This window comes from Hydrogenophaga sp. BPS33 (assembly GCF_009859475.1).
Taxonomy (GTDB): Bacteria; Pseudomonadota; Gammaproteobacteria; order Burkholderiales; family Burkholderiaceae_C; genus Hydrogenophaga.
Genome location: NZ_CP044549.1, coordinates 5072855 through 5096727 on the forward strand (window position 1 = coordinate 5072855; position 23873 = coordinate 5096727).

Genomic DNA, 23873 nt, shown 5'->3' on the forward strand with positions numbered 1-23873 from the left:
GACAAGCACGTGAACTGGAAAGGCCTGAAAACCGGCGAGCGCAAGGTGCTGGACCACGTGTTCTGGGCCAGCGGCATGTCGCGCGACGCGCTCGCGGCGGCTTCCTCCTTCTCCAAAACGCGCGCCAACGCGGCCGTGGCCGAGCTGCTCGAACAAGGCCTGCTGGAGCAGACCGGTGAGCAAGTGCCCACCGGCGGGCGGCGCGCCGAAACCTTGCGCCTGAGCCGCAGCCTGGGCGTGCTGATCGGCGTGGCCGTGGGTGCCACCGGCCTGGAAGTGGGCATCCTCAGCCCCGATCTCACGGTGCTCGCGCACCACAGCGAACCCGCCGACGTGCGCGACGGCCCCGGCCCGGTGCTCTCGCGCATCCGCAGCCTCATGCACGAACTGCTGGCGCAATGCGGGGTGCCCGCGCGCCAGGTCATCGGCATCGGCATCGGTCTGCCCGGCCCGGTGGATTTCGACAGCGGCCAATTGGTGAGCCCGCCGCTCATGCCGCTGTGGGACGGCTATTCGATCCGCGACGACCTCGCCGTGGACTTCAGCGCGCCGGTGTTCGTCGACAACGACGTGAACGTGATGGCCCTGGGCGAACTCTGGCGCATGCAGCGCAGCCTGCAGAACTTCCTGGTGGTGAAGGTGGGTACCGGCGTGGGCTGCGGCATCGTCAGCCACGGGCAGGTCTACCGCGGCGCCAACGGCTCGGCCGGCGACGTGGGCCACATCTGCGTGGTGCCCGACGGCCCGCGCTGCCATTGCGGCAACCTGGGCTGCGTGGAAGCCATGGCCGCCGGCCCGGCCATCGCACGCATGGCGACCGAGGCCGCCGAAGCGGGCCAGAGCCCGCTGCTCGCGCGCCTGCTCGCCGAGCGCGGCACATTGCGGTTGCAAGACGTGGCCGAGGCCAGCCGCGCCGGCGACATGGCGGCCAACCAGGTGATCCAGCGCTCCGGCGCGCTGGTGGGGCAGATGCTGGCCTCGGTGGTGAACTTCTTCAACCCTTCGCATGTGTTCATCGGCGGTGGCGTCACGCGCGTGGGGCCGCTGTTCCTGGCCGCCGTGCGCCAGAGCGTGTACCACCGCTCGCTGGCGCTCTCCACGCGGCACTTGGAGATTCAGTACACGCCATTGGGCGAACGCGCAGGGTTGATTGGCGCGGGCGTGCTGGCCATGCAGGAAAGCCTGCTGCAGATGGAGGCGGCCTGATGGCGACGCCCCCGGTCACCACCATCGAGACCGCACCGGGTGTGCGCGTATCGATGCGCGGCATCGTCAAGCGCTTCGGCCCGGTGCAGGTGCTGAATGGCGTCGATCTGGCTTTCGAACCCGGCCGCGTGGTCGGCTTGCTGGGCGAGAACGGCGCGGGCAAGTCCACGCTGATGAAGATCCTCGCCGGCTACGAAGCGCCCAGCGACGGCACGCTGCAGGTGAACGGCCGCACCGTGCGCTTCGACGGACCACGCGCCGCCGAGGCCGAAGGCATCGTGCTGATCCACCAGGAGTTCAACCTGGCCGAAGACCTCACGGTGGCGCAGAACATTTTTCTGGGCCACGAGAGGCGGCGCGGCCCCTTGGGACTTTGGCTCGACGACGCGGCCATGCGCGCCACCGCGCGCGGTGTGCTCGACGAGGTGGGCCTGCACAAAGTGCACCCCGATACGCGCGTGCGCGAGCTCATCGTGGCCGAACGCCAACTGGTGGAAATCGCCAAGGCCTTGTCGCGTCAGGCGCGCGTGCTGGTGATGGACGAGCCCACCGCCACGCTCACCCCCAGCGAAACCGGGCGGCTGTTCGAACTGGTGGCGCGCCTGAAGGCCGAGGGTGTGACCATCGTCTTCATCTCGCACAAACTGGACGAGGTCGAGCGCATCACCGACGAAGTGGTGGTGATGCGCGATGGCCGCGTGGTGGCGCAGCAAGCCACGGCCTCGCTCACGCGCGCGCAGATGGCGAACCTGATGGTGGGCCGCGAGCTGGCCGATCTCTACCCGCCACGCCATCCCGTACCCAACGACGCACCCGTGATGCTGGCGGTACAAGACCTGCAAGTGCCCGGCTGGGCGCAAGGCGTGAGCTTCGAGGTGCGCGCGGGCGAAATCTTCGGTTTCGCCGGCCTCGTGGGGTCCGGCCGCACCGAGCTGTTCGAAGGCCTGCTCGGGCTGCGCGCGCGCACGGCCCAGTCGGTACACATCGCCGGCAGCGCCGTGCTGCCGCGCTCGCCGCGCGAAGCCGCCAGCGCCGGCCTCACCTACCTCAGCGAAGACCGCAAGGGCAAGGGCCTGCACGTGCACTTCGGGCTGCGCGAGAACCTCACGCTGATGGCGCTGGACCGCTACGCGAAGCCCTGGCTCAATCCCGCCAGCGAAGCCGCTGCGCTGCAGGACGCTGTGCGCGAGTTCGGCATCCGCGCCGGCTCGCTCGATGTGCAGGCCGGCTCGCTCTCCGGCGGCAACCAGCAGAAAGTGGCGCTGGCCAAGGTGCTGCACCCGGGCCCGCGCGTGGTGGTGCTCGACGAGCCCACGCGCGGCGTGGACATCGGCGCCAAGCGCGAGATCTATGCGCTCATCCGTCGCCTGGCCGACGAAGGCCGCGCGGTGGTCGTGGTCTCGTCCGAACTCATGGAACTCATCGGCCTGTGCCACCGCGTCGCGGTGATGCGCGCGGGCCAGCTGCAGGCCACGCTGTCGGCCGAACACCTCAACGAACAGGAGTTGATCGCCCATGCAACCGGAACACACTGACAACACGGGCAAAGCCCCGGCGGCGCGGCGCGCGTTGCGGCTGCCCGCCGTGGGTCCGCTGCTGGGCCTGGCCCTGCTGTGCATCGTGGGCACGATGCTCAATGGCGAGTTCGCCACGGTCGACAACGGCCTGAACGTGCTCACGCGCACCGCCTTCATCGGCATCATCGCCGTGGGCATGTGCTTCGTGATCATCTCCGGCGGCATCGACCTGTCGGTGGGTTCGATGGCCGCGTTGATCGCGGGCGTGACCATTCTGCTGATGAACAGAATAGCGCCGCTGGGTTGGCCCCCGGTGGCGGTGGTGATGGTGGGCATGGCCGCTGCCGTGTTGCTGGGCGCGCTGTTCGGCCTGGCGCACGGCCTGCTCATCACGCGCGGGCGCATCGAGCCCTTCATCGTCACGCTGGGCACGTTGGGCATCTTCCGCGCCTACCTCACCTATTTCGCCGACGGCGGCGCGCTCACGCTCGACAACACCCTGGCCGACGTGTACGGCCCGGTCTACTACGGCAGCTTGCTGGGCGTGCCCATTCCGGTGTGGGTGTTCATTGCCGTAGCCCTGGGCGGTGCGCTGCTGCTCAACCGCACCGCCTACGGCCGCTATGTGCAGGCCATCGGCTCGAACGAACAGGTGGCGCGCTATGCCGCCGTGGACGTGGACCGCACCAAGGTGCTCACCTACGCGCTGCTCGGCGTGTGCGTGGGCATTGCCACGCTGCTCTACGTGCCGCGCCTGGGATCGGCATCGCCCACCACCGGCCTGCTGTGGGAACTCGAAGCCATCGCGGCGGTGATCGTCGGCGGCACCGCCTTGCGCGGCGGCGCGGGCAGCATCGGCGGCACCGTGGTCGGCGCGATCCTCCTCTCGGTCATCAGCAACATCCTCAACCTCACCAGCATCATCAGCGTGTACCTCAACGCGGCGGTGCAGGGTTTCGTGATCATCGCCGTCGCATTCATGCAGCGGCGGCGTCCTTGAAGGCCATGGCCTTCTGTTTCTCTGTCAGCAACACCATCCCAAGGAGACAAGCATGAAGAACCGCATCCGTCTGCACGCGCTGGCCGCCGTGGCCACCATCGGCCTGGCCAGCCCGCTGCTGGCACAGGCCCAGAACAAGGTGAACCTGGGCGTGGCCATTCCGGCCGCCACCCACAGCTTCGCTGCCGGCCTGGTGTACTGGGCCGGTGAGGCCAAGAAGGAACTGGAAAAAGATCCCAACATCAAGGTCACGATCAAGACCGCCAGCGGCGCGCCGGAGCAGGCCAACCAGCTGCAGGACTTGCTCACGGCCACCAAGATCGACTCGCTGGTGATCCTGCCGTTCGAGTCCGCCGCCCTCACGCGCCCGGTGGCACAGGCCAAGGCCAAGGGCGTGTACGTGACCGTGGTCGACCGCGGCCTCACCGACACCGCCGCGCAGGACGCCTATGTCTCCGGCGACAACACCGCCTTCGGCAAGGTGCCGGCCGAGTACCTGGCCAAGGCCCTGAATGGCAAAGGCAACATCGTGGCGCTGCGCGGCATTCCCACCACCATCGACAACGAGCGCATGGACGCGTTCAACGCGGTGATGAAGAACCACCCCGGCATCAAGGTGCTCGACGCCAAGCACGGCAACTGGAACCGCGACGATGCGTTCAAGGTCATGCAGGACTACTTGACGCGCTTCAAGCAGATCGACGCCGTGTGGGCGGCCGACGACGACATGGCGTTCGGCGTGCTGCGCGCGATCGAACAGGCCAAGCGCAAGGACATCAGAATAGTCTTCGGCGGCGCGGGCGCGAAGGCGATGGTGAAGACGCTCATGGACGGCAGCAACCCGCTGATCCAGGCCAACGTGTCGTACTCGCCCAAGTTCCTCTACGACGCGATCAAGATGACCGCGCTCGCGCGTGCCAAGGGCGAGAAGCTGCCGGCCAACACCATCGTGCCGTCGGTGCTCATCACCAAGCAGAACGCCAAGGATTTCTACTTCCCCAATTCGCCGTTCTGATCCCGCGCGCACCAGGAGGACCCCACATGAAAACGATTCAAGGCCCTGGGATCTTCCTGGCCCAGTTCATCGGCGACGCCACGCCCTTCAACTCGCTCGACGGCCTGGCGGGCTGGGCCGCGTCGCTGGGCTACAAGGGTTTGCAGATCCCCACGTCGGACGCGTCGATCTTCGACCTCGCACTTGCCGCTGAAAGCGACGCGTATTGCGACGAGGTGAAAGGAAAGCTCGCCGATCACGGCCTGTCGATCACCGAGCTCTCGACCCACCTGCAAGGCCAACTGCTGTGTGTGCACCCCGCGTACGACCTGCAGTTCGACGCCTTCGCCGCGCCGCATGTGCGCGGCTACCCGGCCGCGCGCACCGCGTGGGCACACGAACAACTGCTGATGGCCGCGAAGGCCTCCAAGCGCCTGGGCCTCCAGGCCCACGCGTCGTTCTCCGGCGCGTTGGCCTGGCCCTATCTCTACCCTTGGCCGCAGCGACCGCCCGGCCTGGTGGAGGCCGCGTTCGCCGAACTCGCGAAACGCTGGCGTCCGGTGCTCGACGCCTTCGACGAAGCGGGTGTGGACGTGTGCTACGAACTGCACCCCGGCGAAGACCTGCACGATGGCATCACCTTCGAGCGCTTCCTGGACGCGGTGGACCAGCACCCGCGCGCCCACATCCTCTACGACCCCAGCCACTTTGTGCTGCAGCAGCTCGACTACCTTGCCTTCATCGACCACTACCACGAGCGCATCCGCGCCTTCCACGTGAAGGACGCCGAGTTCCGCCCGAACGGCAAGCAGGGTGTGTACGGCGGTTTCGCGAACTGGATTCACCGCGCCGGGCGCTTCCGCTCGCTGGGCGACGGGCAGATCGACTTCAAAGGCATCTTCTCGAAGATGGCGCAATACGGCTTCGCGGGCTGGGCCGTGCTGGAGTGGGAGTGCTGCCTCAAACACCCGGAGGACGGCGCGCGCGAAGGCGCGGCCTTCATCCGCGACCACATCATCCGCGTGGCCGACCGCGCCTTCGACGACTTCGCCGCCAGCGCGGGCGATGCCGCCACGCTCAACCACCTGCTGGGGCTTGACCGATGACCGACGACCGCCGCACGCGCCGCATCCGCCTGGGCATGGTGGGTGGCGGCGAAGGCAGCTTCATCGGCAGCGCCCACCGCATCGCCGCGCGCCTGGACGACCAGTTCACACTCGTGGCCGGCGCACTGTCGTCCCAGCCCGAGCGCGCGCACGCGAGCGCGCTGAAGTTGCACATCGCGCCCGAGCGCAGCTACGCCGACTACGCCGAGATGGCGCGCGCCGAAGCGCGGCGCGAAGACGGCATCGACGCGGTCGTCATCGTCACGCCCAACCATTTGCATGTGCCGGTGGCGCGCGCCTTTGTCGAGCAGGGCATCCACGTGATCTGCGACAAGCCCCTGGCCACCTCGATGGCCGAGGCACAGGCGCTGGCACAGGCCGTGCGGGAACGCGGCCTGCAGTTCATGCTCACGCACACCTACGCCGGCTACCCCATGGTGCGCCAGGCGCACGAGCTGGTCGCCGCAGGTGAACTGGGCGAGATCCGCATCGTGCAGGTGGAGTACGCGCAGGACTGGCTGGGCACGCCACTCGAACAGCACGGCAACAAGCAGGCCGAGTGGCGCGCCGACCCGCAGCGCGCGGGCCCAGCCGGTGCGCTGGGTGACATCGGCACGCACGCCTACCACCTGGCGCGGTATGTCAGCGGTCTGGCGGTGCAGGAACTTTCGGCCGAACTCAGCACCTTCGTGCCGGGCCGCGCGCTCGACGACCACGTGCAAGCCCTGCTGCGTTTCGAGGGCGGCGCGCGCGGCATGTTGTGGGCCAGCCAGGTGGCCAGCGGCGCGTGCAACGCGTTGCGCTTGCGCGTGTACGGCACCAAGGCCTCGCTGCATTTCGACCAGGAGCAACCCGAGTTCCTGGGCTTCGCGCCGCAGGGCGAACCGGTGCGGCAGCTGCGCCGGGGTATGTCACCGCAGACACCTGCGCTGGCGGCGGCGAGCCGCATTCCCGCAGGGCACCCCGAGGGTTACCTGGAAGCTTTCGCGGCGCTGTACCGCGATTTCGCACAGGCCTGGCGCAGCGGCATAGCACCGACCGAGATGCCCGGCCTGCCAGACGGGCTGCAGGGCATGGCTTTCATCGAGGCTGTGCTGAGCAGCCACCGGCAGAACGCGCGCTGGGTAACGTTGGGGTCGTGAAGAACTGGGTGAAGTTGGCTGCCTGACGACACAGACGCGGCAGGCGGCATGGCGCCCCCCCTCGCTCACATGTGTAGATACCCATGCCCGGAGGGGGAAGGAGCCAAGTCAAGCGGCCTCTCCCGCTCCCTCGCCTTCTGGGGAAGGCGTCAGGCGGACGGGGCGCGCAAGCGCTCGATCAGCGCCATGGCAGCCGCTGGCGCGCGCTCTTTCGCGCCGCTGATGAAAAACATGAACACGTCGCGCGCAGTGGCCTTCTTGCCGGGACTGTCAAGCAAGGGCACATCGGCCGGCACGCCGCCAGCAGCCCAGGTCTTCGCCGCCTCGGCCCACCGGTCCAGCGCCTTGGCAGCGTAGCCGGTCTTCACACTCGACTGGGTGCGCATCAAACGCGCATAGACGAAGTCACCCGTGAGGTCGGCAAAGGAAGGGTAGTCGTCCGAATCGGTGAACACCGTGGCGCACTGGTACCGCCGGGCGAGCGCGAGATAGGCCGGATCCATGAAGCTGTTGTGCCGCACATCGAGCGCATGGCGCAGCGGCAGGCCGTTCACCTCGCGCGGCAGCAGCTTCAGGAAGGCCTCGAAATCCACCGGATCGAACAGCTTGGTGGGCGCGAACTGCCACACCAGCGGCCCGAGCTTGGGGCCGAGTTCGCTCAAACCGCTGCCGATGAACCGTTCGATGGAATCGCCCGCTTCGGCCAGAACCCGGCGGTTGGTGGTGAAGCGGTTGGCCTTGAGCGAGAACACAAAGTCCTCGGGCGTTTCGTCGCGCCACTTGGCGAAGGTGGGCGGCTTGAAGGTGCTGTAGTAGGTACCGTTGACCTCGATGGCGGTGAGCTGGGAACTGGCATACGCCAGTTCCTTGCTGTGCGCGAGGCCCTTGGGGTAGAAGTTGTCGCGCCAGGGCTCGTAGGTCCAACCGCCCACGCCGGAACGGATCGCGCCAGACGACGCCTTTTTCGTTGCCATGCCCGTCTCCTTGGAAGCACGTCAGGAAACCGCATCCTGACGCTTCGCATCCCAATGTACCCGCGGTGTTCGCAAAAAAGCACAGGAGATCAAGCCCACGCCTACAGCTGCGCAAATATCTTGCCCGGGTTCATGATGTTGCGCGGATCGAGCGCCTGCTTGATGGCGCGCATGACGGCAATGGCCGCACTGCCCGCCTCCTGTTCCAGGAAGCCGATCTTGTGCAAACCGACGCCATGTTCACCCGTGCAGGTTCCACCCAGCCGCAGCGCCCGCTCCACCAGGCGCCGGTTCAGCGCTTCGGCCGTGTCGCGCTCTGCGCTCACACCCGGGTCGATGAGGTAGCCAAAATGGAAGTTTCCATCTCCGACGTGGCCTACCAGAAAATACGGTATCCCGCTGGCGTTGGCCTCGTCGATGGATTCCAGCAGGCAATCGGCCAACCGGGAAATGGGCACGCAGACATCGGTCGTCACCGCCCTGCAACCGGGTTTGGACTGAATGGCTGCAAAGTAGGCGTTGTGCCGCGCCGTCCACAAGCGGGTACGGTCTTCGGGGGTGGCGGACCATGCAAAGGCGTTGCCGCCATTGTCAGCCGCGATGTCCTGGACCAGTTCCGCCTGCTCCTTGACGCTGGCAGGCGAACCATGAAACTCCATCAACAGCATCGGCTCTTCGCGCAAGGCCAGTTTGCTGTGAACGTTGACCATGCGCACCGTATTTGCATCGAGCAATTCGACACGTGCAATCGGTATCCCCATCTGGATGATCTGAATCACGGTCTCGGTCGCCTGCGAGATCGAAACAAAGGAGCAGACTGCCGCCGAAATGGCTTCGGGGGTGGGATACAGCCGCACAGTGATCTCGGTCATGACGCCCAGCGTGCCTTCGCTGCCGACGAAAAGACGGGTCAAGTCGTAGCCGGCCGATGACTTCTTGGCTCGGGTACCTGTGCGCACACGCTCCCCGTTGGCCGTGACAACCTCCAATGCCAGCACGTTCTCGCGCATCGTGCCGTAGCGAACCGCATTGGTCCCGGAAGCACGGGTGGCCGTCATGCCGCCAATGGATGCGTCCGCGCCCGGATCGATCGGAAAGAACAGGCCAGAATCCTTGATGGCTTCGTTCAGTTGCTTGCGGGTCACGCCCGGCTGGACCGTGACGGTCATGTCCTCTGCATTCAGCGAGACGATCTGGTCCATGCGGCTCACATCGATGCAAATGCCGCCCTTGACGGCCAGCAAGTGCCCCTCGATCGATGAGCCGGCGCCATAGGCGATCACGGGAGTTTCGAACTGCGCGCAGAGACGCACCGCGTCCTCGACATCGGTTGTCCGCTCCGCGAACACGACCGCGCTGGGTGGCGGTACGTCGAACGGCGACTCGTCGCGACCGTGCTGTTCGCGCACGGCCATCGACGTGGAAAGCTGACTGCCGAAGCGCTCTCGCAATTGTCCGATGAGGGACTGCGGTGCGTCGGCATGGGCGATGACGGGCCAGTGAGTGGGGAAGGCGATGGGGTTCATGTTTGCGCGTCCCATCCGGTCATTCCGCCTTGATCGCAAATCGCTTGATGGTTTCCTCGTGCCGTTTGAGTTCGGTCTTCATGCGCTCACCGAACTGGGCGCCCGGGAGAGCGACCACTTCCGTGCCCATCTCGGCCAGCTTGGCGCGGATGTCTGGTCGCGCCAGGACATCGGCAATGGACTTCCGCAGCGTGTCGACGATCGCCGGCGATGTGTGGGCGGGAGCCAACAGGCCGTACCACGTCGTGTAGATGTCCACGCCCTTCACGCCCGAGGCTTCCTCCACTGTCGGGATGTCCGGTGCCAGCCGGCTCCGATGGGCCTGCGTGACGGCCAACGCACGCAGCTTGCCCGAACGGATCAGAGGCATGAGGGGCGGTGAGCCTGCGAGCACCAATTTCGTCTGCCCGCCAAGCGCGTCTGCGACCGCCGGCCCCGCGCCTTTGTAGGGCACGTGAACCAGTTCGCTCTTCGTCGAAGCCTTGATGATTTCAAGGGCCAGATGCTGCGCCGAGCCCTGACCGGGCGTGCCGACGGCCACCGGGCCGTCCACGCCTCGGCCGGAGAGGATGTCGCCCAGCGAACCCTTCACGCCAGGATGCGCGGCGAGGATGTTGGGTGACTCCGCCACCAGCATGATCGGAATGAAGTCGCGCGTCACGTTGTAGCGCATCGCAGGGCTCAGCGCGGGGTTGATCACCAACTCCGGGTTGCCTGCCATGAGCAAGGTATAGCCGTCCGGTGCCGACCTCGCCACGTGCTCCGCGCCGATCATGCCGCCGCCACCGGCGCGGTTGTCCACGATGAGGCTTTGGCCCAGGCTTTCGCTCATGGCCTGGCTCACAAGCCGGGCAATCGCGTCGAGACCGCCGCCTGAGGCATAGGGCACCACCATGCGAATGGGCTTGGTGGGGTAAGCCGGTTGCGCCTGCGCGATGGCGCTCAGACCCATGCTCACCAAGAGGGCGGCTACGCCCAGAATGCGTCGTTTCATGTTTTGTCTCCTGTGGGTTCGCGGTCTTGGCCAATCGGCATCGTCAGTAAAAGCGGGCACCTTCTCCGGGCGCCGGCGTGTTGCCAAAGTCACCCCGCTGGACGATGGCCTCGCGCCCGCCGTGCCGTTCAATCAGCTCGGCCTGACGGCCTTTGGCCCGGCGTTCGACGTCTTCAGGGTTGCAGATCGCGCGCAATGTGCGCTCGCAATCGGCCAGTTGGACCGCATAAGCAGGGTCCTGGGCGACGTTGGTCAACTCTTCCGGATCTGCTTCCAGGTCGTAGAGTTCGGCAGGCAGGTTGATGTAGTAAACGTACTTCATCTTGCCTTTGCGCAGCGCGAACGCACCCGCCGCCGACCCTGTGGCGTGGTATTCAACGAGCAGGCCCCGATCGGGCTTCGCGCCCTCGGCAAAGGCCTTGAGCGAAATGCCGGGCCGCTCACCCATGAGCGGCGTCGCGTCCTCACCGGTGCTCTCGAAGATGAACGGAAAGACATCGATGTGGCCTACAGGCTCGGTGACCACTTTGCCCTGCGGCAACCCTTCTCCCGCAATGATCAGCGGGCAGCCTGCCGACTCTTCGTACATGGTGGACTTTCCCCAGAGCCCACGTGAGCCGAGGTTGTCGCCATGGTCGCTGGTGTAAACGACGCGCGTGTTCTGCTCCAGGCCGGCATCGCGCAAGGCTCCCAGGACCTTGCCGATCTGCTCGTCCAGAAACGTGCATAGCCCGTAGTAGGAGGCCAAGGCTTTGTGGACATGTGCATCGTCTTCGAAGTAGGCGCCGTAGTCGATGCACGACGCATAGCCGCGCACATAGGGATGAAGCTGGTCATCGGGCCGCTGGTGCAGCTTGGGCATCGGCAGCTTCTGATCGGCGTAGCGGTAGTAGTGCTCGGGCGGTGCCGTGAGAGGGAAATGGGGAGCAACGAATGAGACGAACAGCACCCAGGGCTTTTCCTGGTACTGCTGCGCCTTCTCGCGCAACCACACCTGGGCCTGCGCTGCAATGGCGCGGTCATAGGTGGTGTAGGTCGACTCGCCGGGGCCGGCGGTCGCCGCCAACTTCCGAGCGTGGCCACGGGCAGCCAGTGGGTCTCGCAACAGGCCGATCAGATCGCCCTTGCCTTCCACCACATGCATGGGCAGGATCTCCTCGGAGAAGCCGTTGTCTTCATCGGTGCTGCGAAAGTGGAGCTTTCCGATGGACGTCACCTGATGCCCGCGCTCGCGCAACAGGTGATGCCAGCTCTTGATCGAGCCGTCGTACGGGTCGGCGTTGTCCCAGAAGCCAATCTGGTGAACGTACTGGCCCACCGCGAAGGCAGCCCGCGCCGGCACGCAGATGGGGCTCGTGGTGTAAGCATCGGAGAAGCGGGTACCGCGTTGCGCCAGTGCGTCCAGGTGGGGGGTGTGCACGATGGGATTGCCATAGCAACCCAAGGTCTTGCGGCTGTGCTCATCGGACATGATGACGAGCAAATTCTGTGGTGTCATGTGGTCTCCTTGACGCATCGCGGGATGCGTCAGGGCAGTTTAGGCAGCACCACAAAAAGCACACCGCCGTTTTCTAATGTGACATATGATTTTTCTTATGTCTAAACCCCGATTCGAAGCCGTTGGCGAGGCCGCTGCGGCACTGCGGCGCATGACCATGGCCGAACTCCGTGCGCTGTCAGCCATCAAGTCGGCTGGCAACATCTCGCGCGCCGCCATGCAGATGGGCGTCAGTCAACCGGCGCTCAGTCAGCACGTCCGCGAGCTGGAAGACAAGTTGGGCGTTTCATTGTTCGTGCGCCACCGCCGTGGGCTCGACCCCACGCCATTCGGCAGCACACTGCTGCGGCTTGCCGATGCGATGCGCGTGGATTTCGGCATCGCCGCCGAGGAGTTGGTGCGTGCCTCTCGCGAGGATCAGGTCCCCTTGCGCGTGGGCAGCATGCCCGTGACGTCCGCGGGCTTGTTGGCAGTCGCCATCGGCCGCTTTGTGGGCGAACCTTCCCATCCCGACGCGGTCATCGTGGAAGGGCCACGCGAACTCCTGATGGAACACCTGCGCCACGGCCGGATCGATCTCTTCGTGGGTCGACTACCCTCTGCCGATGCAACGTCGGGCCTGAACAGCGAAACCTTGTTTTTGGACGGTGCGGTGGTCATTGCCTCATCGCGACATCCACTGGCGCGCAAGTCGAGGGTTCTCCTGCCGTCCCTGCTTTCACACCCTTGGATCCTGCCGGCGGAAGACACTTCGTTTCGCCAGCAGATCGAGGAATCCATCCGCAACGCAGGTCATCCCTTGCCCCCTGCACGCATCGCGACCTATTCCATGCTGTCTTTTCCAGCCGTCGTCGCAACATCGGATCTGCTGGGTTTCCTGCCGACCTCGCTGTTCGCGTCAGGCACCTTGTCCAGCTCTCTACAAAGACTGCCCGTCGAGATGAGCTGGATCCCGTCGCCGCTGGGCGTCCTGACGCGCAAGAACATGGCGGACCCTCAACGGGTTGAAAAGCTTCTCGCCATCCTCCGTTCGGTGGCCGCCAGTGCCAATGGCGCCTTGACCCTGAACTGACCCCAGGCCAGCGGCCTGCTCAGCGCGCCACGCGCGTCGCACTCCAGCGCTCACCCTTGTCGGTCGTGCCCTTCATCGTGCGGCCATCGAACTCGCCGCTGTAGGCAATGTGGTCCACCGAGAAGCGGATGCGCGTGCCCTCCATCTGCGCGCTGCTGATCTGCGTGGCCTTGCCGGCTTCGCGCAGCGTGCCCTCGAGCATCTGGAAGTTCTGCGCCACCACCAGCTCCTGGCCACCCCCCAGGCGCCAGATGCCTTCGACGCGCGCCGGGACGGTCCATTGGTAGGCCTCGCAATAGGTGCGGCAGCCTTCGGTGGCGCGCTGGGTCTGGTCGGGCTTCCATTCGCCCATGTCGAACGAGTTGGAGACGATGCGCGTGCCCGGTTTCATGTTGAGCAGGATCGGGCGCAGGCGCGCGTTGAGTTCGGGCAGCAGGAACATCGTGACCACCGTGGCCTTGGAAAAGTCGGACACGAAGATGTCGGCCTTCTCGAAGGTGGCACGCGCGCTCACGCCCGCTTCGCTGGCGGCGCGCTTGGACAACTCCACGAGCTGCGGGTTGTATTCAATCCCGTGTCCGGTAGCCCCCCGCTGGGCGGCGGTGATCACCAGGCGGCCATCGCCCGAGCCGAGGTCGACCAGATGGTCCTGGGGCGTGAGCTGCGCCATGGCCAGCATGCGGTCCACCAGCACCTGCGAGGTCGGCACCCACATCACGTCCTTGCCCATCTGCCCTTCCTTGGGCGTGTACTCGGCAGCGGCCGGCGCGGGCGCGGTCTGCGACCAGGCCGGCGCGCTCACCGCGGCGAGCATCGAAGCGCAAGCGGCGGCGCACAGGGCAAAACGAAGGTTTTTCATGGACGGTCTCCAGAGGGATGGGGATTCTTGATCAACACGAGCGGGGCCTCGGTGTCGGCGGGCAACGGGTCGATCAGGCGACGTCCCGATTTGAACAAAAGAAGGGGCGCACCCGCCAACAGCACGCCCACGCCGACCCAGGCTGCAGCGCCGGTGTAGACCACGCTGGCATAGAGCATGTAAAGGCTGGTGAGGCAGAACACGATGGGCGTGAGCGGGTACAGCGGCACCTTGTACGGCAACACGCGCTGCGGCTGCCGCCAGCGCAGCACGAACAGCGCCAGACCCACCAGCAACAGGAACAGCCAGAACACCGGCGCGGTGTAGTCGACCATGGCCTTGAAGCCGTCGTGCGTGACCGTGCCCAGGCCGATCAAGGCCAGCGCCATCGCGGCCTGCAGCAACTGCGCGTTGACCGGCGTGCGGCGGCGGTGGTCCCACTCGCCCATCCAGCGCATCACGGTCATGTCGCGCCCGATGGCGTAGAAGGCCCGCGCGCCCGTGAAGATGGTGGCGTTGAGGGTGGAGATCGCGGCCACCACAATGGCCAGCGTCACGATGGTCTCGCCCACCGGCCCGGCCGCCAGGTGCATCATGTCGGCCGCCACCGCGTCGGAATTGCGAAGGCCCTCCAGGCCCAGCACGGACAACAAAGCGAAATTGGCCAGCAGGTACAGCACCACCAGGATGGCGGTGCCCAGCGTCAACACCTTGGCGATGTTGCGCGGCGCGTCCTTGAGCTCACCGCTCAGGTACGCGGCCTCGTTCCAGCCCCCGTAGGTGAGCAGCACGAAGATCATGGCCATACCCAGCGCGGCGGTCTGCGGCGGCACCACCGGCTCGCTCAGGGGCTGCGGCGGCGCCGAGCCGAACAACCCGAAGACGATGATGGCCAGCATGGCCCCGATCTGCAGCGCGGTGACAACGATCTGCAGCTTCTTGCCCTGGGCCGTGCCCACCACGTTCACCGCGGTCAACACGACCACCGACAGCGCCGCGTACAGCGCTGGGCCCTGCGGGCCGATGGGCACCACGCGCGCGGCGTAGTCGCCCAGCAGAAAGGCCACGGCGGCGATGGAGCCGGTCTGGATCACGGTGCAGCGCGCCCAGCCGAACAGCATGGCCACCGAGGTGCCGTAGGCGCGCGAGAGAAAGTGGTACTCCCCGCCCGCATGCGGGTGCGCGGCGGCCAGCTCGGCATAACACAGCGCCCCCACCCAGGTAATGAGGCCGCCCACGAGCCAGACCAGCATGAACATCCATTCGGAACTCACGCCCGCGGCCACGAAGGACGGCGCGCGGAAGATGCCGATGCCGATGACCAGGCCCACCACGATGGCCACGGCATCCCACACCGACAGGTGTGCTTGCGGCTCAGGCCGATCGCGATCGGCCATGTGGCACCTTGGGTTCTTGTTCTTGTCTCAACAGGTGTCTCCAGATTTTTCTATCTGCTCATGGAATGCGCTTGGCTGGCGGAGTTCCCGGCAAGACCCCGGTTTCTCAAGGCCGGACCGACGCGGATGGTATCGCAGCCCGCGCAGGCCACGGCGGGGGCATGCCATCCCAGGGGGATAAGCTAGGGCGTTTTCCAAACCCGCTCGCGCCTGCGCCATGAAAGACTTCCTCCCCGACTCCGCCCACCCCTTCATCGACGTCATCACCATCGCGCTGCAGGTCGCGCTGATCGTTTTCGTCGCACTGTTGCTGCGCTCGGTGCTGCATCGCCTGATCGGACGCCTCGGCACCGAGAAGCAGTTGCCGTTGGAGATGGTGGTGGGCGCCCGCCGCATCGTCACGTTCTTGCTGATGGGTGCGGCGCTGTTGCTGGTGCTGGACCGCGTCGGCATTTCGGGCACGGTGATCTGGACCGGCTTCACCGGCTTCGTCGCGGTCGGCGCGATAGCCTTCTTCGCCGCCTGGAGCGTGCTGTCCAACATCTTCTGCGCGCTGCTGATCTTCACCTCGCGGCCCTTTGGCCTGCACGACCAGATCGAGGTGCTGGAAGGTGGCGACAAGCCCGGGCTGGCGGGCGAGGTGATGGACATCAACCTGATCTACACCACGCTCAGGGAAACCGTCGCGGAAGGCGAAACGCCCTCCTACCTGCGCGTGCCCAACAGCCTGTTCTTCCAGCGCACCACGCGCCTGCGCACGCATGCGTCGGCGGTGCGGTCGTTGTTGGGTTGAAGCCGCTCAGTCCAACGGCCAGGGCAGCTCGCGCGTCGGCGTCGACACCGGTGTGGGTGCGGCGCGCTCCGGTGCCGATGACCCCAGCCCCGTGGCGCGCCACCACGGTGCTACCGGCCTTTGCAGCGCGGGCTCCACGGCTTCGCCCAGACGCGGCAGCAGCAGCGCCGTGTCCTGCGCGCCCGCCAGTTGCAGCAAGGTCTCCACCGGCTCGTCCCAATCGTGCATGGCCAGGCCGAAGGTGCCCCAGTGCACCGGCAGGAAGGCACCGCCGCCCAGCAAGGCATGGGCCTTCAGGGCATTGGCCGGTCCCAGGTGAATGTCGCCCCACGACGGGTGGAAGGCACCGACTTCCAGCATGACGAGATCGAAAGGGCCGAGCCGTTCGCGGATCAGCCCGTACTCGGTGGTCAGGCCCGTGTCGCCGCTGAAGAACACGCGGTGGCGATCGGTGTTCACCACCATCGACGACCACAAGGTGGCGTTGCGGTCCTTCAAGCCGCGCCCGGAAAAATGCTGCGAAGGCGCTGCGGTGATGGTCAACCCGGTGCCGGGCACGCGGTGGCTTTCCCACCAGTCGAGTTCGGTGATGCGCTCGGGCGCGACACCCCAGGCCTCCAGGTGCGCGCCCACGCCGAGCGAGGTCACGAACGGCACCGCGCTGTGCCGCGCGAGCGTGTGAATGGTGGGGTAGTCCAGGTGGTCGTAATGGTCGTGCGAGATCATCACCACGTCGACCTCGGGCATGTGCCGCAAGCGCAGCGGCATAGGCTGGAAGCGCTTGGGACCGACCAGCCGGAAGGGGGAGGCGCGCGCGCCCCAAACAGGGTCTGTCAACACGCGGTGGCCGTCGATTTCGACCAGCACCGTGGAGTGGCCCAGCCAGGTCGCGCGCAGGCCGCTGGCGATCGGCCGGCGCCAGGCCTCGCGCGGGTCCACCAAGGGCAGCGGGCCAGCGGGTGTTCGACGACCGCCCGAGCTGAAAAAGTCCTTGAGCGTGGGCTTGGCCGCCGTGGGGTCGCGCAGCCCCGGCAGCACCGGGTGCAGATTGCGAAAACCCATGCCGTCCCAGCGCGGGGACGCCTGCATGCGTTCCAGGCGCAGGCCTTGAGCGCGTTTGCCAAAACTGTTCATGGAATGCCTCCGCAGGGTGTCCAATGACGACCGAGACAGGCACTCTAACAGCGCCACAACAGCCCGCGCGCCGTCAGTACAATCGCCGACCCACCGCCTTTTTGAACCCCATGCAGTACTCCCTCTCGCACCACAAACTCAAGCTCATCCTGGCCGCCCAAGGCCTCAAGACCGGCGATGCCGGCGGCATCGACCAGCTCTTCGGCGGCAAGGACGGGTACTACTGGTACGGCACCCTGCGCGACCTGTGCCCCGAAGGCAAGACGCTGTCCTGGGAGAACCAGTACGCCATGGTGGCGGCCATCCAGGCGCACGAGAACGCGACCGCGGAAGAAGACGAGATGAAGCCGCAGGTCCCCAGCGCGGCCAACATCGCCGCCATCTCCAAGCTGCTGGCCGACCCGATCTGAGCGGGCGAACTCAGCCGCCCGGCGTGGGCGGCGTGGTCACCACCTGGCCGTCCTTCACGGGCAAGGTCGGCCCCGGTTTGAACGAGGTGCGCACCGTCTCTTCCCGCCCATCGAGCCGATACGTGACCTGGTAGCCATTTAACTTTTGTGACTTCTGGTTCACGGTTCTGCAACGCCGTTCGGTCGTGGTGATCACGTCCTTCTGCTGCATGTTCTTCTGCACCTGGTTGCCCGCATAGCCCCCGGCTGCTGCGCCCGCCACGGTGGCCAGCGTCTTGCCGTTGCCGCCGCCAATGGTGCTGCCCAGCAGCCCACCGGCCACGCCACCGATTACCGAACCCGCGATGCGGTGCTGGTCTTTCACCGGCGCCTGGCGGTTGACGGCCACGTTCTCACAGTGCTCGACCGGCGTCACCACGGTCTGCATCACGTCCTTCACGGCGACCACCTCGGCCTCCTTGGGTTTCATGAGCGCCTGGTAACCCGTGACGCCACTCGCGCCAATCACCACCGTGGCGAGACCGCCGACGACCAAGCCTTTCATCATGGATTTGTCCATGGTTCTATCCATCCTTTCTTGTTGAAACATCACGCTGGCAATCTAGACCCCCGCAAGCCGTCGCTTGTGACAAGACGTGACAGGCACCCCGCACGCGAAACCCACCACATCCAAGGCACGCAACCGTCGAAAACCGCCATGCAACTGGGCGCGGACATCCGGGCGTTCTGCGCAGCGGGGTAAAGACACCGTTGTGCCTGTCAAGTGTTTGCATCGCAGAAACGAGTGGCATCGAAAGGTGTTCTGGATTTGAGCACGCCATAAACGATGGCCAACAGCTTGTGCATACATGCCACGACGATCACTTTGCCCGGTTTGTTCTGAGCCTTCAAACGTTGCCAGAACGCGGCCACAGCCGGGTTGTGCCGGCCCGCGACCATGGCCGGGAAGTACAGCGCATGCTTGAGCTGACGGTGGCCCTGCGCGTGCGTGCCGCCCCGCTTGTTCAGCGATGTGCCGGACTGACGGATCGCGGGCGACAGACTCGCGTAGGCAATCAACGCCTTGACGCTCTTGAACCGTTCGGGTCGGCCAATGTAGGCCAGCAACTGAGGGATGGTCCGATCGCCCAGTCCGGGGATGCTGTGCAACAGCTGGGCACGTCCTCGCAGATGCGGATCGTCATCAATGGTTTGGCGGATTTGCGCCTTGACCTGGGCGATCGTCTTGTCCAGGGTCGCCAGCATCTCGTGCAGCGAGGCTTGCACAACGCCATGGGCCACCTCCAGGCGGTTGGCCTCGCTCTGGCGCATTTCCTGCAGGGCATCCAGTCTGGCGACCAAGGCCTGCAGCGCACGCACACCAGGCGCTGGCGCCTCCCACAGCTCGGGCGAGGCCATGCGGCAGAACCGCGCCAGGCTCTTCGAATCCCCCTGGTCGGTCTTGTTGCCCGTGCCCTCGAGTTCGATGAACCGCTTGACCCTCAAGGGGTTGACCACCGAGACCCGCACACCCAGGTCGTGCAGGTGCAGTGCCAGCGGTTCGTGGTACGAGCCTGTGGCTTCCATGCAAACATGCAGCGCAGCGAGCTCCTGGCCTTGCGGCAGGTGGGTCTGCAGCCATTGATGCAAGGCTGCGAAGCCCATGCCTGAATTGGCAAACACCTTGCAGCGGTACTTGCCTTCGTCGTTGAGCAAGGCCACATCGAGCTTGGCCTTGCTGACATCCACGCCCAGCGATGAAGTCATGCCGTTCTCCTGTCAACAACAGCGCCATATCCGACTTGCGCATCCTGATATGCGAGGTCGCCGCTGGCCACAGACCGGCGGCGCCCCAAGACACCGTTCGAGCTACAGCGTCGAATCCGAGAGCGTGCCCCACTCTTTACCGCGGGAGGCAATTCCAAAGGAGGAGATCGGGGTCACACTACGGGCTCTCTTCGGCGCGAGGAGAGCAGTTTGAACAATATCAGGAGGAGATCGGGGTCACACTACGGGCTCTCTTCGGCGCGAGGAGAGCAGTTTGAACAATATCAGGAGGAGCCGCCCTCCCGGCGGCGGGGGACACCCGCGGAGCAGAGCGCCCAGCGTCCGCGAACCCGCGCGGTCTCTGCCAGAAACAAACAAGCCCTAATCCGCCACCCCATGCTGGCGCAGGATCTCGCCCCACGCTGCGAGCTTCCGATCAAAACTCCAGCTCGCGTTCGCCGGACTGGTCGACGGCAGCTTGTACACCGGCACACCGAGCATCTCGGTGTGGTGCGCGTGCCGGAAACTCTCGCTGCCGTTGTGCACGATGGCACCGAGCTTGGGGCACTGCCAGCGCACCACGGAAAAGTCGTTGAGCGCCGCGTTCCGGATGTCCGCGTCCAGACTGCCCTCGCGCTCGCACGCGCCATACACGTCCCACACGCCCAGCCCATGCGTCTGCAGGGCGTTCACGCGGTCCTCGTAGCCCATCGTCGACAAGGGCAGGTTCCACAACGCGCCGAGGATTTTCCAGAAGTGGTTTTGCGGGTGCCCGTAATACTGCTGCGAACGCAGCGATGCAACCCCTGGGAAGCTACCCAGCACCAACACCCGCGTGTCCGCGCTCAACACGGGCGCCAGGCCCTGCAGCCGGCTCACGAGGCAACCCTCCGCGCTGCGCGCTGCGGTGCGAGCTTGCTTGGGGCGGCCCGGCGCGGCACTCATGACACGGCCTCCAACGCCGCCAGCCTGGGCAGCGCGGCCAAGGCATTCGAGGTGGTCGCTCTCATCAGTTCCTCCACAGGACTCCCACGCAGATCCGCCACCACCGCGCCAATGCGTGGCAACTCCGCCGGGGTGTTGATGCCTTGCGCACGGCCACCCGCGCGCGCCTGCACCGTCACGTACAGCCATTGCGGCGCCATGTCGGGCGCATCGGTCTCCAGCACCAAGGCCGACAACGGCAGCCCGGCCGCGAGCCGGCGCAGTTGCCGCGCGGCATCGAAGGTGCAGGCACCGCCGAATCCCAGTTTGAAGCCCATGTCCAGAAAGCTGCGCGCCTGCTGCTCGCTGCCATTGAAGGCGTGGGCAATGCCGGCCACGGGCAACTCGCGCAGGTGCTTGAGCAGGTGGTCGGCGCTGCGGCGCACGTGCACGATCACCGGCAGGCCATGCCGGCGCGCCAGGCGCAATTGCGCGCGGTAGAAAAACGCCTGCCGCTCGCGCATCTCGGGCGTGCACAGCGCCGGCACGAAAAAGTCCAGGCCGATCTCGCCCACGGCGACCAGGCGGGGGTCGTCCCGGTGCGCCGTCAACGCGGCGTCCAGAGCCGCCAGGTCGTCGTCACCGGCTTGCGGCACGCACAGCGGATGGATGCCCAGCGCATAGGCGTCACCCAGGCGGTGGGCGAGCGTGCGCACGGTGTCAAAGTTGGCGCGCATCACGGCGGGTATCACGCACAAGCCCACGCCACGTTCGCTCGCGCGTTGGCGCGCCTCGAACGTGAGCGCGTGGTCCGCGCCGAACTCGGGCGCATCCAGATGGCAGTGAGTGTCGATCCACATGGCGGTATAACGGCCATTGTGCCGGCAAGGCCTGCCCCCGTTGGCTGGCCCATGCAGAACCCCCCAAGCCAAAATCGAGAAAGGATCTCCCCTCATGTCACACACCACCCGTCTTGCCTGGATCGTCGCGCCTGCCCTGTTGGTCTTGAACGCCTGCGCCCTGCCCGGGGCATCGGCCCCTGCGCCGCTGGTGGGCAGCGAATGGTTGCTGGAAGACCTGGGTGGACGCGGCGTGCTCGACCGGGTGCAGGCCACCCTCGCGTTCCCCGAGGCCGGGCGCGTCGCGGGCAACAGCTCGTGCAACCGCTTCTTCGGCTCCTACACGCTGATGCAGGACAAGGTGGCGTTCGGCCAATTGGGCGGCACGCGCATGGCCTGCCCGCCCGCCGTGGGCGACCAAGAAGCGCGCTACCTCGACGCGCTGCAGAAGGCGCAGCGCCTGGAAGTGCAGGGCAAGACGATGCTGATGCACGTACAAGGCCTGGACAAGCCGCTGCGGTTCACGCGCACCCAACCCTGAGCGCCCTTCGCCATGCTGGGCTCGCTCCAACAATTCGCCGTGGCCCTGGTCGGTGCCGTCGGCGTCTTCCTGCTCGGCAAACTCCTGATCGCAGGAGGGCATCGCGCATTCGAGCCAGCTCTGGCGTGGATTCGACCGGTGCTGCTGCGCATCGATCACGCGCTCGCCATGCCGCTCGCCCGGTGGATTGGGCTCGATGAAAACAGGGCCTGGCGGCGATGGAGCCGCCTGCTCGGTACCTTGTGCGCACTCGGTTTCGTCGGCGCCGTGGCGCCCTGGCCGCTGGGCGTCATCGCGTTGTCGCTGGGCTTGCTAGCGGTGCTGGCCGTGTTCCGGCGCTGGGCGTGGGACGAGAACGACCGCGAGCTGGGTCTTCCCAGCGAGGATCGGCGCTTTCGGAACGGCGAAGACTATGGCGATGAGGCGCTGGCCGCGCTGGCCGCCGTGGTCATGTTGAGCAGCCTGCTGGTGTGGCGCCTGACCGGGGTCCACGCCTTCGAAGGCCCTGTGGCAGAAGGCGAACCCGGTTATCTCCTGCACATCCTTTCGGAGACGTTGGCGGCCTTGCCCATCATCGGCAACGTGGACGTGTTGGGCTACGAAGACCCCTCCGGCGTGCGCGTGCTGCAGCCCAACGGAGGCCCGGTCGCGTTTGCCCTGCGCATGGCGATCGACCTGGTGGTGATCGGCGGACTGCTCAAGGCGGTCGACATCGCTCGCCGCATGGCCCGGGGGCAGGACTTGCGCCGCGAGGAAGAGGCACTTGCCAGCCGCGATCTGGCGCGCGTGCTGCCCTCCATCCACCGCCTGCGCCGCCTGGCCGTGGGCGGCGACGCCAATGCCATGAACCTGCTCGCCTCGGCGGCCGCGAGCCCGGCGGCCGGACAGGCGCCGCGTGCACGCCTGTGCGCCGTCCATGCGTTGCGAAGCGCCGCGGAGCAACACCCCGAATGGGCCGGCACCATCCTGCTGGACAACCGGCTGGCCTGCGCGGCCGTGCTGGCCGATCCGGCCACGGCCGATGCCGACCTGCTGGGCGCCGCGCATCTGGAAAACGCGGAGAACGCATTGGCAGAGGCACGAATGAGCCAGGACCACGTCGCCGCCAAACTCATCGGCAGCGCGATTGCCGGGCTCTCGCAGGCCGTGATGGCCCAGGGCCTCACACCGCTGCCCGAAGCATTCCTGCTCGACCGGCCCCCGCAGACCTCCATGCCGGCGCGCAGCGCGCTCGTGCTGCGACTGGCCGAGCTGAAACTCAGGCTCACGGAACACGTGCACACGGACAGTGCCGCCGAGATCCTGCAGGAAGCCTTGGGCCACGTCCAGACCGTTCTCGCCCACCTGCCCGCCGAGGCAACCCCCGATGCCCGGTTGCGTGTCCACCAATGCCACGCGCAGATCCTGGCCAGACTCGGCGAACGGGACCCGAGTTACGAAGGCAGTGTGCTGCTGACCGACGCGCTGGATGCGTTTGCCCATGCACAGACGCTGGTGGACGACGGCGATGCGCTCGCGCGCATCGGCCTCTGGACCGGCCGCGGGGTCGTGCACGAGATCCTCGGCCACCGAACCGAGGGCCCGCCATCGGTGGCCCATTTCGCCGAGGCGGCCCAGCTGTTCGATGCCGCCGCTACGCTCATGGTCGACGCACAGGTGGGCACGGCCGATGCCGCGCAGTGCTTCATCAACCTGGGCAACGCCTGCGGTGCCGCTGCTCAAGCCACGGAAAGCGTCGCCATCGACGACGACCAGGCCACACCCGTACAAGCCTGGCTCGACCGGGCCGTGCAGGCCTATTCCAACGGCTTGCGGCTGGTCGGCGCTGGCCACTGGCCCGGCCTGGCCCACAACGCCTTTCACGGGCTGGCCGCGGCGCACGAGCATCGGTTCTCGCGGATGGGCGAGCGGCACGACATCGAAGCCGCGATCGGTGCGCGCCTGAGCATCCTCGACGAGATCGACCCTCGACAGGCCCCGGCCGAGTGGGCCCGCGCGGCCATCGAGCTGAGCCAGGCCGAGCACCTGGCCTTGCCCTCGTCCGCATCGACCTCGATCGGCCACAGCGCGGTCGACCGGCTGCGGCAAGCACGCGAACGGCTCGCGCAAGCCGGCGATGAGGAAGCCCTGCAGCGGTGCGACGCGCTGATGGAGGCGATCCGCGCCGACGTGGCCGCGCGCGACCGCGGGTGAGCCGCTAT

The 23873-nt window shown here is 66.5% G+C and carries 22 protein-coding genes; 11 read left to right on the forward strand and 11 right to left on the reverse strand.

Annotation, left to right across the window (positions count from 1 at the left end; translation table 11 throughout):
* The first annotated feature begins 75 nt into the window (after positions 1-75).
* The 6 genes from F9K07_RS23340 to F9K07_RS23365 are packed head-to-tail and all read left to right on the forward strand — an operon-like array spanning position 76 to position 6965.
* Positions 76-1206: an ROK family protein gene (locus tag F9K07_RS23340; RefSeq protein ID WP_159597069.1), complete on the forward strand. Its 1131-nt coding sequence runs from the start codon at positions 76-78 to the stop codon at positions 1204-1206.
* The gene (locus F9K07_RS23345; RefSeq protein ID WP_236581456.1) at positions 1206-2741 is read left to right on the forward strand and encodes a sugar ABC transporter ATP-binding protein; all 1536 of its coding nucleotides are present in this window, start codon (positions 1206-1208) and stop codon (positions 2739-2741) included. Before F9K07_RS23340 ends, F9K07_RS23345 begins: the two co-directional genes overlap by 1 nt.
* A complete protein-coding gene (locus F9K07_RS23350) occupies positions 2722-3723 on the forward strand; it encodes an ABC transporter permease (RefSeq protein WP_159595687.1) in 1002 nt (333 codons plus the stop codon). Before F9K07_RS23345 ends, F9K07_RS23350 begins: the two co-directional genes overlap by 20 nt.
* A gap of 52 nt (positions 3724-3775) precedes the next feature.
* Complete coding sequence (locus F9K07_RS23355; protein ID WP_159595688.1) at positions 3776-4738, forward strand: substrate-binding domain-containing protein; 963 nt, start codon at positions 3776-3778, stop codon at positions 4736-4738.
* 26 nt (positions 4739-4764) lie between these two features.
* Positions 4765-5823, forward strand: a complete 1059-nt coding sequence (locus F9K07_RS23360) for a sugar phosphate isomerase/epimerase family protein (RefSeq protein ID WP_159595689.1) — start codon at positions 4765-4767, stop codon at positions 5821-5823.
* Positions 5820-6965, forward strand: a complete 1146-nt coding sequence (locus tag F9K07_RS23365; RefSeq protein ID WP_159595690.1) for a Gfo/Idh/MocA family protein — start codon at positions 5820-5822, stop codon at positions 6963-6965. The genes F9K07_RS23360 and F9K07_RS23365 overlap by 4 nt, the downstream gene beginning before the upstream one ends.
* 149 nt (positions 6966-7114) lie before the next feature.
* Here F9K07_RS23365 and F9K07_RS23370 read toward each other — a convergent pair whose 3' ends face one another.
* The 4 genes from F9K07_RS23370 to F9K07_RS23385 all read right to left on the reverse strand — a co-directional run bounded on the left by F9K07_RS23370 (position 7115) and on the right by F9K07_RS23385 (position 11957).
* Positions 7115-7939, reverse strand: a complete 825-nt coding sequence (locus tag F9K07_RS23370) for a DUF72 domain-containing protein (protein ID WP_159595691.1) — start codon at positions 7937-7939, stop codon at positions 7115-7117.
* A gap of 101 nt (positions 7940-8040) precedes the next feature.
* Complete coding sequence (locus F9K07_RS23375) at positions 8041-9465, reverse strand: FAD-binding oxidoreductase (RefSeq protein WP_159595692.1); 1425 nt, start codon at positions 9463-9465, stop codon at positions 8041-8043.
* 19 nt (positions 9466-9484) lie between these two features.
* Positions 9485-10459: a Bug family tripartite tricarboxylate transporter substrate binding protein gene (locus F9K07_RS23380; RefSeq protein WP_201451470.1), complete on the reverse strand. Its 975-nt coding sequence runs from the start codon at positions 10457-10459 to the stop codon at positions 9485-9487.
* Between the two features lie 43 nt (positions 10460-10502).
* On the reverse strand, positions 10503-11957 hold the full coding sequence (locus tag F9K07_RS23385) for a sulfatase-like hydrolase/transferase (RefSeq protein WP_159595693.1): 1455 nt from the start codon (positions 11955-11957) through the stop codon (positions 10503-10505).
* A gap of 151 nt (positions 11958-12108) precedes the next feature.
* Between F9K07_RS23385 and F9K07_RS23390 the strand changes: the two genes are divergently transcribed.
* On the forward strand, positions 12109-13029 hold the full coding sequence (locus tag F9K07_RS23390; RefSeq protein ID WP_159595694.1) for a LysR substrate-binding domain-containing protein: 921 nt from the start codon (positions 12109-12111) through the stop codon (positions 13027-13029).
* A 19-nt stretch (positions 13030-13048) separates the two neighbouring features.
* On the opposite strand, the gene F9K07_RS23395 is transcribed toward F9K07_RS23390, so the two are convergent.
* A complete protein-coding gene (locus F9K07_RS23395; RefSeq protein ID WP_159595695.1) occupies positions 13049-13888 on the reverse strand; it encodes an SAM-dependent methyltransferase in 840 nt (279 codons plus the stop codon).
* On the reverse strand, positions 13885-15285 hold the full coding sequence (locus tag F9K07_RS23400; RefSeq protein ID WP_159595696.1) for an APC family permease: 1401 nt from the start codon (positions 15283-15285) through the stop codon (positions 13885-13887). Before F9K07_RS23400 ends, F9K07_RS23395 begins: the two co-directional genes overlap by 4 nt.
* A 217-nt stretch (positions 15286-15502) precedes the next feature.
* Between F9K07_RS23400 and F9K07_RS23405 the strand changes: the two genes are divergently transcribed.
* Positions 15503-16078: a mechanosensitive ion channel family protein gene (locus tag F9K07_RS23405; protein ID WP_159595697.1), complete on the forward strand. Its 576-nt coding sequence runs from the start codon at positions 15503-15505 to the stop codon at positions 16076-16078.
* 6 nt (positions 16079-16084) lie between these two features.
* Here F9K07_RS23405 and F9K07_RS23410 read toward each other — a convergent pair whose 3' ends face one another.
* Positions 16085-17212 (reverse strand): MBL fold metallo-hydrolase, encoded by a 1128-nt coding sequence (locus tag F9K07_RS23410; RefSeq protein ID WP_159595698.1) that lies wholly within the window; start codon positions 17210-17212, stop codon positions 16085-16087.
* Between the two features lie 110 nt (positions 17213-17322).
* Between F9K07_RS23410 and F9K07_RS23415 the strand changes: the two genes are divergently transcribed.
* Complete coding sequence (locus F9K07_RS23415; RefSeq protein ID WP_159595699.1) at positions 17323-17622, forward strand: hypothetical protein; 300 nt, start codon at positions 17323-17325, stop codon at positions 17620-17622.
* A gap of 10 nt (positions 17623-17632) precedes the next feature.
* Here F9K07_RS23415 and F9K07_RS23420 read toward each other — a convergent pair whose 3' ends face one another.
* The 4 genes from F9K07_RS23420 to F9K07_RS23435 all read right to left on the reverse strand — a co-directional run bounded on the left by F9K07_RS23420 (position 17633) and on the right by F9K07_RS23435 (position 21152).
* Positions 17633-18181, reverse strand: a complete 549-nt coding sequence (locus F9K07_RS23420; RefSeq protein ID WP_159595700.1) for a glycine zipper 2TM domain-containing protein — start codon at positions 18179-18181, stop codon at positions 17633-17635.
* Positions 18182-18381: 200 nt separating this feature from the next.
* Entirely contained in the window at positions 18382-19368 is a 987-nt protein-coding gene (locus F9K07_RS23425) for an IS110 family transposase (protein ID WP_159595701.1), read from the reverse strand.
* A gap of 381 nt (positions 19369-19749) precedes the next feature.
* Positions 19750-20313 (reverse strand): DNA-deoxyinosine glycosylase, encoded by a 564-nt coding sequence (locus F9K07_RS23430; protein ID WP_159595702.1) that lies wholly within the window; start codon positions 20311-20313, stop codon positions 19750-19752.
* The gene (locus tag F9K07_RS23435; protein ID WP_159595703.1) at positions 20310-21152 is read right to left on the reverse strand and encodes a TatD family hydrolase; all 843 of its coding nucleotides are present in this window, start codon (positions 21150-21152) and stop codon (positions 20310-20312) included. The genes F9K07_RS23430 and F9K07_RS23435 overlap by 4 nt, the downstream gene beginning before the upstream one ends.
* A gap of 94 nt (positions 21153-21246) precedes the next feature.
* On the opposite strand from F9K07_RS23435, the gene F9K07_RS23440 reads away from it, so the two are divergent.
* Both F9K07_RS23440 and F9K07_RS23445 read left to right on the forward strand, forming a co-directional pair.
* On the forward strand, positions 21247-21672 hold the full coding sequence (locus tag F9K07_RS23440) for an META domain-containing protein (protein WP_159595704.1): 426 nt from the start codon (positions 21247-21249) through the stop codon (positions 21670-21672).
* 12 nt (positions 21673-21684) lie between these two features.
* Positions 21685-23865, forward strand: coding sequence for a hypothetical protein (locus tag F9K07_RS23445; protein ID WP_159595705.1), 2181 nt, complete (start codon positions 21685-21687; stop codon positions 23863-23865).
* The last annotated feature ends 8 nt before the right edge of the window (positions 23866-23873 follow it).

Excerpts from the sequence above, each read along its gene's own strand:
- F9K07_RS23340 (WP_159597069.1), top strand. The coding sequence starts at position 76 with ATGTCGCGCGACGCGCTCGCGGCGGCTTCCTCCTTCTCCAAAACGCGC.
- F9K07_RS23345 (WP_236581456.1), top strand. The coding sequence starts at position 1,206 with ATGGCGACGCCCCCGGTCACCACCATCGAGACCGCACCGGGTGTGCGC.
- F9K07_RS23350 (WP_159595687.1), top strand. The coding sequence starts at position 2,722 with ATGCAACCGGAACACACTGACAACACGGGCAAAGCCCCGGCGGCGCGG.
- F9K07_RS23355 (WP_159595688.1), top strand. The coding sequence starts at position 3,776 with ATGAAGAACCGCATCCGTCTGCACGCGCTGGCCGCCGTGGCCACCATC.
- F9K07_RS23360 (WP_159595689.1), top strand. The coding sequence starts at position 4,765 with ATGAAAACGATTCAAGGCCCTGGGATCTTCCTGGCCCAGTTCATCGGC.
- F9K07_RS23365 (WP_159595690.1), top strand. The coding sequence starts at position 5,820 with ATGACCGACGACCGCCGCACGCGCCGCATCCGCCTGGGCATGGTGGGT.
- F9K07_RS23370 (WP_159595691.1), bottom strand. The coding sequence starts at position 7,939 with ATGGCAACGAAAAAGGCGTCGTCTGGCGCGATCCGTTCCGGCGTGGGC.
- F9K07_RS23375 (WP_159595692.1), bottom strand. The coding sequence starts at position 9,465 with ATGAACCCCATCGCCTTCCCCACTCACTGGCCCGTCATCGCCCATGCC.
- F9K07_RS23380 (WP_201451470.1), bottom strand. The coding sequence starts at position 10,459 with ATGAAACGACGCATTCTGGGCGTAGCCGCCCTCTTGGTGAGCATGGGT.
- F9K07_RS23385 (WP_159595693.1), bottom strand. The coding sequence starts at position 11,957 with ATGACACCACAGAATTTGCTCGTCATCATGTCCGATGAGCACAGCCGC.
- F9K07_RS23390 (WP_159595694.1), top strand. The coding sequence starts at position 12,109 with ATGACCATGGCCGAACTCCGTGCGCTGTCAGCCATCAAGTCGGCTGGC.
- F9K07_RS23395 (WP_159595695.1), bottom strand. The coding sequence starts at position 13,888 with ATGAAAAACCTTCGTTTTGCCCTGTGCGCCGCCGCTTGCGCTTCGATG.
- F9K07_RS23400 (WP_159595696.1), bottom strand. The coding sequence starts at position 15,285 with ATGGCCGATCGCGATCGGCCTGAGCCGCAAGCACACCTGTCGGTGTGG.
- F9K07_RS23405 (WP_159595697.1), top strand. The coding sequence starts at position 15,503 with ATGAAAGACTTCCTCCCCGACTCCGCCCACCCCTTCATCGACGTCATC.
- F9K07_RS23410 (WP_159595698.1), bottom strand. The coding sequence starts at position 17,212 with ATGAACAGTTTTGGCAAACGCGCTCAAGGCCTGCGCCTGGAACGCATG.
- F9K07_RS23415 (WP_159595699.1), top strand. The coding sequence starts at position 17,323 with ATGCAGTACTCCCTCTCGCACCACAAACTCAAGCTCATCCTGGCCGCC.
- F9K07_RS23420 (WP_159595700.1), bottom strand. The coding sequence starts at position 18,181 with ATGGACAAATCCATGATGAAAGGCTTGGTCGTCGGCGGTCTCGCCACG.
- F9K07_RS23425 (WP_159595701.1), bottom strand. The coding sequence starts at position 19,368 with ATGACTTCATCGCTGGGCGTGGATGTCAGCAAGGCCAAGCTCGATGTG.
- F9K07_RS23430 (WP_159595702.1), bottom strand. The coding sequence starts at position 20,313 with ATGAGTGCCGCGCCGGGCCGCCCCAAGCAAGCTCGCACCGCAGCGCGC.
- F9K07_RS23435 (WP_159595703.1), bottom strand. The coding sequence starts at position 21,152 with ATGTGGATCGACACTCACTGCCATCTGGATGCGCCCGAGTTCGGCGCG.
- F9K07_RS23440 (WP_159595704.1), top strand. The coding sequence starts at position 21,247 with ATGTCACACACCACCCGTCTTGCCTGGATCGTCGCGCCTGCCCTGTTG.
- F9K07_RS23445 (WP_159595705.1), top strand. The coding sequence starts at position 21,685 with ATGCTGGGCTCGCTCCAACAATTCGCCGTGGCCCTGGTCGGTGCCGTC.